Raw genomic sequence first — 13,193 nt, 5'->3', positions numbered from 1 at the left:
CGCCGAATGGAGCGAGACAAAAGCATGAAGATCCTGATTGTCGAAGACGAGCTGAGAACCGCGGACTACCTCTCCAAGGGGCTGACCGAGCAGGGCTGCACAGTCGACATGGCGCACAACGGCATCGACGGCCAGCACCTCGCGCTCACCCACGAGTACGACGTGATCGTGCTGGACGTCATGCTGCCCGGGCAGGACGGTTTCGCGGTGCTGCGCGCATTGCGCGCCGTCAAGCAGACGCCGGTCATCATGCTCACCGCGCGTGACCGTGTCGAAGACCGCATCAAGGGCCTGCACGAGGGCGCGGACGACTACCTCGTCAAGCCCTTCTCGTTCCTCGAATTGCTGGCGCGCCTGCAGGCGCTCAACCGGCGCGGTCGCAAGCAAGAGCCGGTGCAGCTGCGCATCGCCAACCTGCAGATCGACCTGCTCGCGCGCAAGGCCTTCCGCGGCACGACGCGCATCGACCTCACGGCCAAGGAGTTCGCGCTGCTCGCGGTGCTCGCGCGGCGGCAGGGCGAGATCCTCTCGAAGACCGCCATCGCCGAGCTGGTGTGGGACATGAACTTCGACAGCAACACCAACGTCGTCGAGGTGGCCATCAAGCGGCTGCGCGACAAGATCGACGCGCCCTTCAGCCCCAAGGTGCTGCACACCATCCGCGGCATGGGCTACGTGATGGAACTGCGCGACACCGATGCAGGCGGCGCGAGCGAAGTCCAGGGGGAGGGCGGCGCCCTGTGAAACTCGTGAAGGGCTCCATCACCGTGCGGCTGGTGGCGATGTTCGCGGCGGCGGCGCTCGCCACCTTCGCGCTGATCGGCGCCGCGCTGCACGGCGTGCTGGTGCGCGAACTGGAACGCCACCAGTACGAGGAGCTCGACACCACCTTGAAGAGCCTGCAGTACTGGATCGGCGCCATCGGCACCGCCGACCGCTGGTCGCGCGTGCAGGCCCGCATGGATGCGCTGACACCCGAGGACGGCAGCGTGCGCTTCTGGGTGCTGAGCGACGACCCGCGCTTCCAGTACGGCAAGGGCCTGGCCGAGCTCGACGGCCTCACCCGCGAGGCCAACGGCCGCAGCAGCAACATCCTGCTGCCGGGGCAGGAGCGGCCGTTCCGCACGCTCTCGGTCCACATCCCGCCCTTCGAGGGCCGGCCGGCGGTGCGGCTCATCGTCGGGCGCAACTCGGAGCCCTACGAGCGCACCCGCAAGACTTTTCTGAGCGCGCTGCTGGTGCTCGGGCTCGGCGGCGTGCTGGTGGTGGTGCTGGCGGGCTACTGGATCGCGCGGGTCGGGCTCCGGCCGCTGGAGCGCCTCTCGGGCGAGGCGCAGGCGCTGCGGCCCAAGACGCTGTCGCAGCGTTTGAGGACGACGGCGCTGCCGGTCGAACTCTCCGCGCTCGCCGAGGCCTTCAACGGCGCGCTCAGCCGGCTCGAGGAAGCATACCGGCAGCTCGAATCCTTCAATGCCGACGTGGCGCACGAACTGCGCACGCCGCTGGCCAACCTCATCGGCAGCACCCAGGTCGCGCTCTCGCGCCAGCGCAGCGCGGGCGATTTCGAGGAGGTGCTGCAGGCCAACCTCGAAGACATGGAGCGGCTGCGCTCCATCGTCAACGACATGCTCTTCCTGGCGCGCGCCGACCGCGGCGAGGTGGCCACCGGGCTGGTGCTCACGCCCGTGGCGCTGGAGGTGCGCAAGACCATCGACTTCTTCGAATTCGTGCTCGACGAGAGCCGCACGCAGGTCGGCATCGCGGGCGACGTGCAGGCCGAGGCGCGGCTCGAGAGCGCGCTGTTCCGCCGGGCGATGTCGAACCTGCTGCAGAACGCCATCGAGCACTCGCCGCCGGGGGCGCAGATCACCGTCACGCTGCGCGAAGACCCGGCCGCGACGTGGATCGCCGTATCGAACCCCGGCACGGCCATCGACGAGGCGCACCTGCAGCACCTGTTCGACCGCTTCTACCGCGTCGACGCTGCCCGCAACGACGGCGGCGGCGAGCACCATGGCCACGGGCTGGGCCTGGCCATCGTCAAGGCGGTGGCGAGCATGCATGGCGGGCAGGTGAGTGCGTCGAGCGAGGGCGGAGTGAACACCTTCGCTTTCAGCGTCTCGCGGACCGGCTGAAAAACGGCGATTTCGAATGGCCTGCGCCCGATACGTTCTTGGGGCATGCCGGACAATCGGGGTTCGCATGAACTCCGCTCCCACCCCGCAACTGCTTGGCGCATCGACCGAAAGGCTGGCATGGCACAGCTGATGTCGCTGCTGGTGCAGAACGCGATCCTGGTGGTGTTCGTCGCCAGCTTTGCAGCCCGCCTCGGGCTGCCGGTGCCGGCGGCCGCGGTGCTGGTGGTCACGGGCGCGCTGCTCGCGGCGGGCGATGTGTCGGTTGTCGGCGTGGTGTTGGCCGCGGTCATTGCCAACCTGCTGGGCGACGGCGCCTGGTTCTATGCGGGCCGCCGTTTCGGCTACCGCTTCATGCGCCTTTTGTGCCGCATCTCGCTGTCGCCCGACTCGTGCGTGCGGCGCGGCGAATCGCTCATCACCGACTGGGGCGGCCTGTCGCTCGTGGCCGCGAAGTTCGTGCCGGGCGTCTCGGTGGTCGCGCCGCCGATGGCGGGTGCGCTAGGCATGTCGGTGCGGCGTTTCATCGGCTTCGATGTGGGCGCCGCGCTGGTCTGGACGGGCCTCTTCCTCGGCCTCGGCTGGGCCTTTCGCGACCAGATCCAGGAAGTGCTCGCCGTGCTGGCCCAGGCCGGCGGCATCGCCACCGCCGCGATCGCGGTGCTGCTGCTGGTGATCCTGGCGGTGCGCTACTGGCGCCGCCGCGCCTTCATGCGGCTCACCGGCATGCCGCGCATCTCGGTCGAGGAACTGCACGAACTGCTGAGCGGCGAGGAGCCGCCATTGATCATCGACGTGCGCGGCAAGGCTGGCGTGCAGGTCGATCCGCGCCGCATTCCGGGGGCGCTGCCGTACACGCTCAAGGCGCTGCAGCACCGTCACCTCGACCTCACCATCGACCCGAACCGCGACGTGGTGCTGTACTGCAACTGCCCCAACGAAGTGTCGGCCGCGCAGGCCGCGCGCGTGCTGCTGGCGCGCGGGGCGCGGCGCGCCTTGCCGCTCACCGGCGGGCTCGACGCGTGGGTGGCCTCGGGCCGGCCGACCAGCCTGCATTGATTGAGCCTGCGCCTGCAGGAATCGAACTCGCGTGCTAAGGTGCCCCGGGGCCGGGTTAACCCTTGGCGCTCCCTCTTTCTGCTCCCTCAGTTACCGAGGCCTCCAGTGCCACTCCCCGACGCTCCCACCCCCACCGCGGCGAACATCGCCCGGGCCGACAAGGCCCACAGTGCCAGCCATGGCGGCGCCACCTCCGTGCCGCCCCCCGCGCTGACACCCGCACTGACCTTCGTCTTCGCCGTGGCCTGCGGCCTGTGCGTGGCCAACATCTACTACGCCCAGCCGCTGATCGGCCCGATTTCCGACGCACTGCAGCTTCATGCAGGGCTCGCGGGTCTGATCATGACGCTGACCCAGCTCGGCTACGGCGCCGGCCTGTTGCTGCTGGTGCCGCTGGCCGACGTGGTCGAGAACCGGCGACTGATCATCGGTGCGCTGTTCGGTGCGGTCATCGGGCTCGTGGGCATCGCGCTCTCGAACTCGGCAGTGACCTTTCTTGCGGCGTCCTTCATGGTCGGCGCCTGCGCGGTCGCGGCGCAGGTGCTACTGCCCTTCGCCTCGCACCTCGCGCCCGAGGCCACGCGCGGCAAGGTGGTCGGCAACATCATGGCGGGCCTGCTGGGCGGGATCATGCTGTCGCGCCCTTTCGCCAGCATGGTGGCCGCGAGCCTCGGTTGGCGCGCGCTGTTCTGGATCTCGGCCGTGCTCATGGCCTCGCTCATCGCCGTGCTGTGGCGCGTGCTGCCCGAGCGCCGGCCGCATGCCTCGATCGGCTATGCGCGCACCATGGCCTCGCTCCCGGGCATCGTGTGGAACACGCCGCTGCTGCGTCGGCGCGGCTGGTACCAGGGGATGATGTTCGCGGCTTTCCAGGCCTTCTGGACGGCCGTGCCGCTGGCGCTGGTGCACGAGTTCGGAATGGGGCAGCGCGGCATCGGGCTGTTCGCGCTGGCGGGTGCGGCAGGTGCCTTGCTGGCACCGGTGGCGGGGCGGCTGGCCGACCGCGGGTTGACGCGTCCTGCGACGGGTGCGGCCATCGTTGTTGCGCTGTTGTCGTTCGTGCTGGGTGCCGTGTCGATGCACTTCCACTCATTGGCCGGACTGGTCGCGGCCGGCATCCTGCTCGATGGGGCGGTTCAGCTGTGCCAGGTGCTCAACTTCCGCAGCCTGTTCATGCTCGCGCCCGAGCTGCGCGGCCGGCTCAACGGGCTGTTCATGACCTTCATCTTCATCTGCGCGGCAGTGGCTTCGGGCATTGCGGCGGCGGTGTATGCCTTCCACGGCTGGACCGGTTTGTGCCTGCTGGGTGGCGGCTTCGTGTCGCTGGCCTTGCTGCTGTATCTCACCGAGTTTCGTCGCCGGCCCGCGGCTGTTGCAGTCGGCGGATGAGCGACACCAGCAGCAGCAACACCAGCCCGCAGATCATCACCGCCAGCCACTGCAGATGCACGATGTAGTACCCGGGCTGGTGGATGATCCCCATGCCCAGGTAGAACCACCACGCCATGACCGCGACCAGCGCAACGAGTGCGCGGCCCCATGAGTGGCGGTACGACTTGGGCCGGAGCACGGCTGCGACGAGCGCGGTTTCGATGAGCACCACCGCGCAGGCGATCAGCACGGCAGTCAACGGATAAGGCTGGGGCCCTGCGCTGCGCCGGGTCATGTACGGGTCCGCGCCGGGCCAGAAGCCCGACACCACGAGCCAGACCAGCCCCACCAGGGCGAACGCTGGCAGTACGAGCGATTTCATCAAGCCTAGGCGTTTCATGTGGCACCCCAGAGCGGTACGCCGCGATGCTAACTGCCCTGCCCCAGGGCGCATGGAGACGGCCAATCGGGGGGTGGTAGCCTTGCCTCCCCATGAACCTCCGCACCAAGATCGTCGCGCTGGCCGTCGCCCCGCTGCTCGTCGCGCTGGTGCTCGTGGCCCTCGCGGTGCGCCACCAGGAGCACGACCTCGCGCAGCGCGAGCGCGCGCTCATCGAGCGCAGCTACATGGCCCAGCGCCGCAGCGAACTGCGCAGCTACGTCGAACTGGCCGTGAGCAACCTGCGGCCGCTGTACGACTCGGGCCTGGACGACGAGGACACCCGCAACGAGGCCCTGCGCCGCCTGGCTGCACTCGACTACGGCGACGACGGCTACTTCTTCGTGTACGACCTGCAGGGCAACTCGCTCATGCATTCGCGCCAGCCCGAGCTGGTCGGCCAGAACCTCTGGGACATGCGCGATTCGAAGGGGCGCTTCACCATCCAGGAGCTCATCAAGGGCGCGAAAGAGAACGGCGGCGCCTACGTCGAATACGAATGGCGCAAGCCCTCGAGCGCGCAGATGGCGCCCAAGCTCGGCTACGTCACGGTGCTGCCGCGCTGGAACTGGATGGTCGGCACCGGCCTGTACCTGGACGACATCCAGTCGACCATGGACACGCTCGACAAGCAGATGAACGCCAACGTCACCGCCACGCTGCTGTGGATTGCCGGCATCGCGGCGCTGTGCCTGGGCGTGGTCAGCGCGGCCGGCTTGTTCCTGAACCTGAGCGAGCACCGCGTGGCCGAAGCCAAGCTGCGGCTGCTCGCACGACGCGTGGTGCAGTCGCAGGAAGAAGAGCGCGGCCACCTCGCGCGCGAGCTGCACGACGGCACCAGCCAGACGCTGGTGTCGGCCAAGCTGTTGATCGAATCGGCCGTCGACGCGCTCGGCCGCGACCACCAGCCGGCGCCGCCCGCGCTCGGCAAGGCGCTGCAGCGGCTCAACGATTCGCTCACCGAGGTGCGCCGCATCTCGCACCGCCTGCGCCCCGCGCTGCTCGACACGCTGGGCCTGCCCGCCGCGCTGGAGCGGCTGGGCCATGAGTTCGGCGAAGAGGGCAGCATCGACGCATCCATCATGGTCGAGGGCGAGCCCTTCGAGCTCTCGCAAGAGACCAAGACCGCGCTCTTTCGCGTGACGCAGGAGGCGCTCACCAATGTGCGCAAGCACGCAGAGGCGCACCGCGTGCACATCTCGCTGGGCTTCAACGACGAGGCCGTGCGGCTGGAGGTGAGCGACGACGGCGTGGGCTTCGATGTCGAGGCGATGCAGCTCGACCCGCGCCACGGCATCGGCCTGCGCAACATGCGCGAGCGCATCGAGGCGATCGGCGGGAGCCTGGCCATGCGCTCGGGCCGCGGCCACACCTCCATCGTGGCCGAGGTGCCGGCCCATAGCGCGAGGCCGGAATGACAGCACCACCCACACAGCCGCAGCAGAGGCCCATTCGCCTCTTCATCGTGGACGACCACCCGCTGGTGCGCGACGGCCTGCGCGCGCGCCTGGGCGCCATGCCCAACCTGGAGATCGTCGGCGAGGCCGGCAGCGGCGCCGAGGCGCTCGCGCTGCTCGACACGCTGCGGTGCGACCTCATGCTGGTCGATGTCGGCATGAAGGACATGAACGGCATCGACCTCGCCGCGCTGGTGCTGCAACGCGATCCTCCACCGCCGCATCCCGCGCCGCACATCGTGATGCTCAGCATGTACGACAACCCCGAGTACGTGCAGAAGGCGATGCAGGTGGGCGCGCGCGGCTACGTGCTGAAGGACGCGCCCGCGGCCGAGATCGTGGCTGCCATCGAGGCGGTGTCGGCGGGCGGCACGTTCCTGAGCCCGGCCGTGTCGAAGAAACTCTTTCGCAACCAGGCGCCGCGGCCGCTGCTCACGCCACGCGAGAGCGAGATCCTCACCGCGTTGGGCAGGGGCGAATCGAGCAAGCAGATTGCGCGCGACCTGGGCCTGAGCGTGCGCACGGTGGAGGCGCACCGGCAGAGCATCAAGCGGCGGTTGGGCATCGAAGGGCAGGCGGAGCTCATCAAGTACGCGGTGGAGCATGCGCGGGAGTTTGGGCAGGGGTGATTGGGGGGATGCCTTGACCCTGATCACTAGGCGGCGAAAGGCGCGGATGGGCCCATGGCTGAAGTTAACCTGCAGCCAACATAAGCGTCGAAGGGTTCTGGAGCCCTTCATATTCAAAACCTACCCGCCGCTTGCTCGAGATGCCTACCTTTCGTCATGGATAAATTCATGCTGCAACAGCAGGTGCTGGAACGGCTCGCCGAAGACCTGCTTCAAGCCGAACAGGCAGTGCGGGCGGCCCATGAAACGGCGACTCACGAAGAGAACATCGCCGAAAACAAATACGACACATTGGGACTCGAAGCCGCCTACCTGGCCATCGGCCAAGCTCGGCGCGCCGAAGCCATCCGCCAGGCGATGGCCAATTGGCGCCAATTTCGCCCGCGTCCCTATGACGCCAGCAAAGGTATACAACTCGGCGCGCTGGTCTGCCTGGTCGATTCCGACGACAAGCAGCAACAGATCTTTCTCGGCCCGAACGGGGGCAGCATGAAGTTGGTCAGCGGCGCTCAGCTCGTTCAGGTCATCAGCAGCGAAGCCCCTTTGGGCAGGGCCATGCTGGGCAAATGCGAGGGTGATGAGGTGTCGATACAGGTCGCTCCAATCCGACAGCAGTTTGAGGTGCTGCGGGTTCTTTAAGCCGCAAGCAAGTTCACGCCGAATTGGCCGAGGTCAGCAGACGGTTCAGGCGTCGTGAACGTACCGGCTGGCTGACAAGGTCAGCAGTCCGTTGAAACCGGCCACTGGGTCCGAGATGACACTGGCGCATGAATGACCGCTGTCCGTCTTGGGTTAGTAGGCACCCATGTAGTCGCGCTTACCGATCTCAATACCGTTGTGGCGCAAGATGGCATAGGTGGTGGTCACGTGGAAGAAAAACTGCGGCAGTCCATAGTGCAGAAGATATGCGCCTGCGGTCAGCTTCTTTTCCTTGGGGGTGCCGGGGCGCAATACGATCTCGCGGCTCTCGCTTGAATCAAATTGCTCAGACTTGAAGGAGCCGATATGGGCCAAAGCTTTGGCGATCAACGCTTGCAGGTCGGCGAAGCTGACCTCAGTGTCGGGCCAGGACGGCACCTCGGCACCAGCCAGGCGGGAGGCAATGCCCTTGGAGAAGTCTGCGGCGATCTGTACCTGACGTACCAGCGGAAACATGTCAGGGAACAGCCGCGCCTGCAGCAGCGCATTTGGATCGATATTTTTCTGCGTCGCGTGGTCTTCGGCCTTCTTGAGCACGTCGGACAGGGCGCGCAGCATCTGCTGCAGGACGGGAACGGAGGCGTTGTACAGCGGGCTGGTCATTGAGTTCATTTCTAAAATTGGGCACGATGGCCGGAGTTGGCGTGGCAGAGGCCCTGCCGACCATGCAAGGCTAACAGCACAGGGCGAACTGAATCGCCCCGGCTCTTGTGGCCAGCTTTTCTTCCCGCTGGTAGTCCGAGCAGCCGCGTTGAAGGGCAGTTCACTAGCAAGAAGCGGACGTCGAGTGCAGACGCACGACAGACCGCGATCGCTGCAATGCCGACTTCGCCGGACGGTCGCAAGCACCTGTGCCACCCCCGATACTGTTCTGACCTCGTCCATACAACTCCAGTCCGCATGCCCGAACTCCCCTACAGCCCAGCCGCCGACCGCAACAAGCAGTCCATCCTCGACGCATTGACCCGCATCCTCGGCCAGCACGGCACCGCGCTGGAAATCGCCTCCGGCACAGGCCAACACGCCACTTGGTTCGCCGCCTCCATGCCCCAGTGGACCTGGCAACCCACCGACGCAGACCCCCGCACGCTCCCCGCGCTCGCAACCCGAGTCGCAGAAGCCGCACTCCCCAATCTCCGCGCGCCGCTCCTGCTCGACGTGATGTCACCTCGGTGGCCATCACATGGCTCCGCGTTCGCCAAAGGAGAAGAAGAAAAGTTCGACGCCATCTACTGCGCCAACATGTTGCACATCGCACCTTGGCCCACATGCGCCGCCCTGATGCAAGGCGCCGCGCGGCATCTGCGTCCCGGTGGGTTGCTGATCACCTACGGGCCTTACCTCGAAGACGACGTGCCGACAGCGCCAAGCAACACAGCGTTCGACGAAGACCTGCGCGCCCGCAATTCCGCATGGGGCATTCGCCGCCTGGAAGACGTGGCAGCAGAGGCGCGCAGCGCAGGCCTCGCGTTGCGCGAGCGGCATGCGATGCCTGCGAACAACTTGCTGTTGGTGTTCGGCTTCTAAAGCCGAAGGTTCAAAAAAGTCCACTCAGGCTGCGCTGTCCTGCGCCACCACATCCAATACCCTTGGGTCCCCATGCCGCTGCAGCGCTATTGCCGGCTTCTGCCGCACATGCCCGGCATCGCTTCCTTCACGCCATGCAAGAACGTTTCATCACCGACATCCTCCAGAACCGCAACAACCGCGCAATCCTCGATCGATGGAGCGACCTGGCCCTCCCGGATGGATGGCTGGTCGCCGGCTGCCTTTTTCAAACAGTGTGGAACCTGCGGTCCGGCGCTGCGCCGGAGGCGGGCATCAAGGATTACGACCTGTTCTACTTCGACGCCAACGACACGAGCGACGCAGGGGAGCGTCGTGTGCAAGCGCGAGTCGATGAGGCGTTGGGCGATCTCGGCATCACGGTCGAAGCATCGAACCAGGCGCGTGTTCACCTCTGGTACGAATCGTATTTCGGCCATCCCTACGAGGCACTGCGCAGCACGCGCGATGGCATCGACCGCTTCCTTGTTCCGGCTACATGCGTCGGCGTCCGGCCGGGCGAGCTTTATGCGCCGAATGGTCTCTCCATGCTGTACGACGGCGTACTGACGATCAACCCGCTGATGCCGCATCGCGAGCTGTTCAAGAAGAAAGCCGCGTCGTATCTTTCGCGGTGGCCGTGGCTGCAGGTTCAGCCGGGCGATCTTCCTCACTCCGGGACGGAGCCGACATGCTGAAGAAAACTCTGGCCGTGCTCGGCTTGCTGCTCCTCGCAGCCATCGCCTACCTCGCCCTCTGGCCCGTTCCGGTCAAGCCCGTCGTCTGGTCCGCCCCCACCGACCCCGGCTACACCGGCGCCTTCGCGGTCAACGACCACCTGGCCCAGCTCAACATGATCGACCTCGGCCGCGAAGAGGGCCCCGAGCACATCGCCATCGGCCCTGACGGCAAGCTCTACACCACGGTGCTGAGCGGCAACATCCTTCGCATGAATCCTGATGGCACAGGGCAGGAGGCCTTCGTCAACACCGGTGGTCGCGTGCTCGGCTTCGACTTCGATTCAGCCGGCAATCTCATCGCGGCCGACGCCATCAAAGGGCTGCTGTCCATCAGCCCTTCGAAGCAGATCACCGTGCTCACCACCCAGGTCGACGGCCAGCCGATCCGCTATGCCGACGGTGTGGTGGTGGCGCGCGGCAGCGGCACGATGTATTTCACCGACGCATCGACGCGCTTCTCGCCGGCCGAGTGGGGCGGCACCTTCGAGGCCAGCGTGCTCGACATCCTCGAGCAGTCCGCCACGGGCCGTGTGCTGGCCTACGACCCAGCCACCAAGACGACGCGCGTGGTCGCGCGGGGCCTCGCGTTCGCGAACGGCATCGCGTTGAGCGCCGATGAGAAGAGCCTGTTCGTTGCCGAAACCGGCAAGTACCGCGTGTGGAAGATCGGCATCGACGCGAGCAACCTCGACGTGAGCACAGGCGCTGCCAATCCGCAAGCCGCCGTGCTGCTCGACAACCTCCCCGGTTACCCCGACAACCTGATGCGCGGGCTCGACGGCAAGATCTGGGTAGGCCTCGTGAAACCGCGCAACCCGACCATCGACAAGCTGGCCGGCAAGCCGTTCCTGCGCAGCGTGACGATGCGCCTACCGCGCGCGCTGTGGCCGGTGCCCAAGGCCTATGGCCATGTGGTTGCATTCAGCGAAGACGGCAAGGTGCTCGCGAGCCTGCAGGATGCGACAGGTGCCTACCCCGAGACCACAGCCGTCACCGAAACGCGCGATCGGCTTTATGTGCAGAGCCTGCATGCGAAGGGGCTGGGGTGGTTGAAGCGGTAGTTCCGCCTTGAACAAGACATCGCAAATGCCTGCCGAAGAAACCGTGAATCCCAGATCACGCTGGACGTCTGTCGTGGCCGTGTTCGGACTTCACGTATGCGTCGTGCTCCTGGTGGTGTTGCTGCCTCCGATCGTCTACAGTGCGGTCAGTGCTTCGCGCTACCAGGGGATCGAATGGCTGCTTTTTTCGGGCGGCGTCACATACCCGCTGTACGCGATCTACTGGATTGCCAGGCTCAAGAACTTCCGAGTCCGATTCATATGGCTGCATCTGACTTTCGTTCTGACGATTGCGGCGGCCACGGCATTCATGAGCAACCGATCCACGCCCTTGCTCGTGGCATTTCTGCCCACCATCGCCGCCGCTCTGCCGATCCTCGGTTCCATTGCCTCGTGGATGCATGGCTTCAGGAGGGTGGCTGCCACTTTCCTCGTCAGCAGCCTGCTCGCACTTCTGGTGGGCGTGCCTTCTTCTTTGCTGATCGCCTATGGCATAGGGATGGCGGCCGTGGGCAATATGCGCTACTAGCGTGTGGATCGATCAGCTCATGACCTCGTCGCACGCCACTGCCCATCCACCAACAGCTCCACAGTACGCATGCCGCGCTGCCGCAGCACACCGTCCAGCGTCTTGACGGCCTCGCGCCGCAGGCCCGCGAACAGCGTGGCGAAGTCGCTGCATTCGAAGACGCATTTCAGGGTGGCGTCCCACTGCGTGTCGTCGAGCCGCACGATGCGCGGCTCGGTGGCGCCTCCGCGGTAGTCGAGGCACAGGAAGATGTCGCTGCCGTGCCCGTTGATGACGACGAGGCGGTCGACCTCCGGCACGTTCTCGCGCCACGGGTTCTCGTCGTCGGCGCCGAAGCTGATGCCGTCCGAGAGTTCGCCGATGGTGCAGAGCTTGTCCACCGGGTTCACCGCTTCGCCGGGGAAGGGGTGCTCCCATTGCGCGAACAGGGCGTCGTGATCGGGCAACGTGTAGGCCGCTTCGGGCGTCTTCGGAAAATGCTCGAAGTCGGTGTGGCCGCCGTTCTGCCGCAGGTACAGCTGGCGCAACGGCTCTGGCAGGCGGATGTCGAGACGCTTTTCTGCGTGGGCGATGGCGGCGGCCAGGTCGTCTGCGCTGGCAACGGGTGACGAGTGCTTGTGGCTGTAGTGCCGCGCGTAGAAGAAATTCTCCAGCGTCGGCGGCTGCGGTTCGAGCACGATGCGCTCGTCTTCCTTTGCTGCTGCCGCTGCCGTTTCGGGGTGGGCCTGCCGGTGCGCGATGAAGCGCACGCGGGCCGTTTCCTTCAGGTCGTTCAGTCGCTTGAGCAGTGGCTGCGTGTTCGCGCTCTCCCAGTCGCTTGCGGCAGCAAAGCCCTGCCGCAATTCGCTCCAGGCTTCATCGGCCAGCCGCTGCAGTCGCCAGCAGGCGCCGCGGGTGGTGATGGTTTCGGCTTCGGCTTCGAAGGCGGCGAGGCGTTGTTCGAAGGCGTGAAGAAGAATCGAGGCATCGGTTGTCATGCGTGCTCCCTGTCGTCGGGGGCGGGATGGCCCTGTGCCTGCCGCGCCATGGGTGATGCGGGGCATTGTGCCGCGGGTGAATCTTGCGGCGCCGGGGCGGCCTGCGCCGCGCCCCCATCAGTCCGTGTGCGCCACCGCCTTGATCTCGATCAACTGATGCGGAAATGCCAGCCCCGACACGCCAACGAGCGTCACCGCTGGCCGATGCGTTCCCATGTACGCCTTGAACACTAGCACCAACGCCTCCGTGTGCGCCTGCGGGTCGGTCACGTAGATCACCAGTTCCGCAAGGTTCGCCTTCGTCACGTTGAACCCCGCGAGCACGCGGTCGAGGTTTTCCAGCGTCTGGGTGGTCTGCGCCGCAATGTCGCCTTCGCCGACGAACGCGCCCTGCATGTCGTGCGAGAACTGCCCCGAGATGTAGATGGTGCCGTTCACGCTGTACCCTTGGCCGACGCCGAAGGCTTCTTCCCATGGCACGCCGTGGCTGTAGAGGACGGGCTGTTGTTTCATGTGCGCTTTCTTTCCTTCGAGGCAATGGGTGATGAGGTG

General features: G+C 66.3%; 15 protein-coding genes. 11 read left to right on the top strand and 4 right to left on the bottom strand.

What is annotated here, in order from left to right; all coding sequences use genetic code 11:
- Nucleotides 1–24: 24 nt before the first annotated feature.
- The 4 genes from GNX71_RS25450 to GNX71_RS25435 all read left to right on the top strand — a co-directional run bounded on the left by GNX71_RS25450 (nt 25) and on the right by GNX71_RS25435 (nt 4,583).
- On the top strand, nt 25–744 hold the full coding sequence (locus GNX71_RS25450; protein ID WP_206174998.1) for a heavy metal response regulator transcription factor: 720 nt from the start codon (nt 25–27) through the stop codon (nt 742–744).
- Between the two features lie 5 nt (nt 745–749).
- Complete coding sequence (locus GNX71_RS25445; protein ID WP_206179673.1) at nt 750–2,135, top strand: heavy metal sensor histidine kinase; 1,386 nt, start codon at nt 750–752, stop codon at nt 2,133–2,135.
- 120 nt (nt 2,136–2,255) lie between these two features.
- Nucleotides 2,256–3,194, top strand: coding sequence for a DedA family protein/thiosulfate sulfurtransferase GlpE (locus GNX71_RS25440; protein WP_206174997.1), 939 nt, complete (start codon nt 2,256–2,258; stop codon nt 3,192–3,194).
- A gap of 105 nt (nt 3,195–3,299) precedes the next feature.
- Complete coding sequence (locus tag GNX71_RS25435; RefSeq protein ID WP_346776858.1) at nt 3,300–4,583, top strand: MFS transporter; 1,284 nt, start codon at nt 3,300–3,302, stop codon at nt 4,581–4,583.
- Here GNX71_RS25435 and GNX71_RS25430 read toward each other — a convergent pair.
- Nucleotides 4,537–4,947 (bottom strand): hypothetical protein, encoded by a 411-nt coding sequence (locus GNX71_RS25430; protein WP_206174996.1) that lies wholly within the window; start codon nt 4,945–4,947, stop codon nt 4,537–4,539. The genes GNX71_RS25435 and GNX71_RS25430 overlap by 47 nt on opposite strands.
- Before the next feature lie 110 nt (nt 4,948–5,057).
- Here GNX71_RS25430 and GNX71_RS25425 point away from each other — a divergent pair, with 110 nt between their 5' ends.
- The 3 genes from GNX71_RS25425 (at nt 5,058) to GNX71_RS25415 (ending at nt 7,729) form a co-directional block, all read left to right on the top strand.
- Entirely contained in the window at nt 5,058–6,422 is a 1,365-nt protein-coding gene (locus GNX71_RS25425; RefSeq protein ID WP_206174995.1) for a cache domain-containing protein, read from the top strand.
- Nucleotides 6,419–7,090 (top strand): response regulator transcription factor, encoded by a 672-nt coding sequence (locus tag GNX71_RS25420; RefSeq protein ID WP_206174994.1) that lies wholly within the window; start codon nt 6,419–6,421, stop codon nt 7,088–7,090. The genes GNX71_RS25425 and GNX71_RS25420 overlap by 4 nt, the downstream gene beginning before the upstream one ends.
- Nucleotides 7,091–7,246: 156 nt before the next feature.
- Nucleotides 7,247–7,729 (top strand): GreA/GreB family elongation factor, encoded by a 483-nt coding sequence (locus GNX71_RS25415; RefSeq protein WP_206174993.1) that lies wholly within the window; start codon nt 7,247–7,249, stop codon nt 7,727–7,729.
- Nucleotides 7,730–7,882: 153 nt separating this feature from the next.
- Here GNX71_RS25415 and GNX71_RS25410 read toward each other — a convergent pair whose 3' ends face one another.
- The gene (locus GNX71_RS25410) at nt 7,883–8,392 is read right to left on the bottom strand and encodes a DUF1993 domain-containing protein (RefSeq protein WP_093387295.1); all 510 of its coding nucleotides are present in this window, start codon (nt 8,390–8,392) and stop codon (nt 7,883–7,885) included.
- A gap of 297 nt (nt 8,393–8,689) precedes the next feature.
- Between GNX71_RS25410 and GNX71_RS25405 the strand changes: the two genes are divergently transcribed.
- The 4 genes from GNX71_RS25405 (at nt 8,690) to GNX71_RS25390 (ending at nt 11,664) form a co-directional block, all read left to right on the top strand.
- Nucleotides 8,690–9,316: a DUF938 domain-containing protein gene (locus GNX71_RS25405; RefSeq protein ID WP_206174992.1), complete on the top strand. Its 627-nt coding sequence runs from the start codon at nt 8,690–8,692 to the stop codon at nt 9,314–9,316.
- A gap of 134 nt (nt 9,317–9,450) precedes the next feature.
- Nucleotides 9,451–10,032 (top strand): nucleotidyltransferase family protein, encoded by a 582-nt coding sequence (locus tag GNX71_RS25400; protein ID WP_206174991.1) that lies wholly within the window; start codon nt 9,451–9,453, stop codon nt 10,030–10,032.
- Entirely contained in the window at nt 10,026–11,135 is a 1,110-nt protein-coding gene (locus GNX71_RS25395) for an SMP-30/gluconolactonase/LRE family protein (protein ID WP_206174990.1), read from the top strand. The genes GNX71_RS25400 and GNX71_RS25395 overlap by 7 nt, the downstream gene beginning before the upstream one ends.
- A gap of 25 nt (nt 11,136–11,160) precedes the next feature.
- On the top strand, nt 11,161–11,664 hold the full coding sequence (locus tag GNX71_RS25390; RefSeq protein WP_206174989.1) for a hypothetical protein: 504 nt from the start codon (nt 11,161–11,163) through the stop codon (nt 11,662–11,664).
- Between the two features lie 17 nt (nt 11,665–11,681).
- On the opposite strand, the gene GNX71_RS25385 is transcribed toward GNX71_RS25390, so the two are convergent.
- Together GNX71_RS25385 and GNX71_RS25380 are read right to left on the bottom strand one after the other, a co-directional pair.
- Nucleotides 11,682–12,641, bottom strand: a complete 960-nt coding sequence (locus GNX71_RS25385; RefSeq protein ID WP_206174988.1) for an SMI1/KNR4 family protein — start codon at nt 12,639–12,641, stop codon at nt 11,682–11,684.
- A gap of 117 nt (nt 12,642–12,758) precedes the next feature.
- A complete protein-coding gene (locus tag GNX71_RS25380) occupies nt 12,759–13,154 on the bottom strand; it encodes a RidA family protein (protein ID WP_206174987.1) in 396 nt (131 codons plus the stop codon).
- Between the last annotated feature and the right edge of the window lie 39 nt (nt 13,155–13,193).

Source organism: Variovorax sp. RKNM96 (assembly GCF_017161115.1).
Lineage (GTDB): Bacteria > Pseudomonadota > Gammaproteobacteria > Burkholderiales > Burkholderiaceae_C > Variovorax.
This window is presented reverse-complemented; position numbering and strand designations above follow the sequence as displayed.

What these genes read in the sequence shown, in the direction of transcription:
- GNX71_RS25440 (WP_206174997.1), top strand. Translation starts at nt 2,256, where the DNA reads ATGGCACAGCTGATGTCGCTGCTGGTGCAGAACGCGATCCTGGTGGTG.
- GNX71_RS25430 (WP_206174996.1), bottom strand. Translation starts at nt 4,947, where the DNA reads ATGAAATCGCTCGTACTGCCAGCGTTCGCCCTGGTGGGGCTGGTCTGG.
- GNX71_RS25450 (WP_206174998.1), top strand. Translation starts at nt 25, where the DNA reads ATGAAGATCCTGATTGTCGAAGACGAGCTGAGAACCGCGGACTACCTC.
- GNX71_RS25395 (WP_206174990.1), top strand. Translation starts at nt 10,026, where the DNA reads ATGCTGAAGAAAACTCTGGCCGTGCTCGGCTTGCTGCTCCTCGCAGCC.
- GNX71_RS25415 (WP_206174993.1), top strand. Translation starts at nt 7,247, where the DNA reads ATGGATAAATTCATGCTGCAACAGCAGGTGCTGGAACGGCTCGCCGAA.
- GNX71_RS25425 (WP_206174995.1), top strand. Translation starts at nt 5,058, where the DNA reads ATGAACCTCCGCACCAAGATCGTCGCGCTGGCCGTCGCCCCGCTGCTC.
- GNX71_RS25385 (WP_206174988.1), bottom strand. Translation starts at nt 12,641, where the DNA reads ATGACAACCGATGCCTCGATTCTTCTTCACGCCTTCGAACAACGCCTC.
- GNX71_RS25420 (WP_206174994.1), top strand. Translation starts at nt 6,419, where the DNA reads ATGACAGCACCACCCACACAGCCGCAGCAGAGGCCCATTCGCCTCTTC.
- GNX71_RS25390 (WP_206174989.1), top strand. Translation starts at nt 11,161, where the DNA reads ATGCCTGCCGAAGAAACCGTGAATCCCAGATCACGCTGGACGTCTGTC.
- GNX71_RS25405 (WP_206174992.1), top strand. Translation starts at nt 8,690, where the DNA reads ATGCCCGAACTCCCCTACAGCCCAGCCGCCGACCGCAACAAGCAGTCC.
- GNX71_RS25380 (WP_206174987.1), bottom strand. Translation starts at nt 13,154, where the DNA reads ATGAAACAACAGCCCGTCCTCTACAGCCACGGCGTGCCATGGGAAGAA.
- GNX71_RS25410 (WP_093387295.1), bottom strand. Translation starts at nt 8,392, where the DNA reads ATGACCAGCCCGCTGTACAACGCCTCCGTTCCCGTCCTGCAGCAGATG.
- GNX71_RS25400 (WP_206174991.1), top strand. Translation starts at nt 9,451, where the DNA reads ATGCAAGAACGTTTCATCACCGACATCCTCCAGAACCGCAACAACCGC.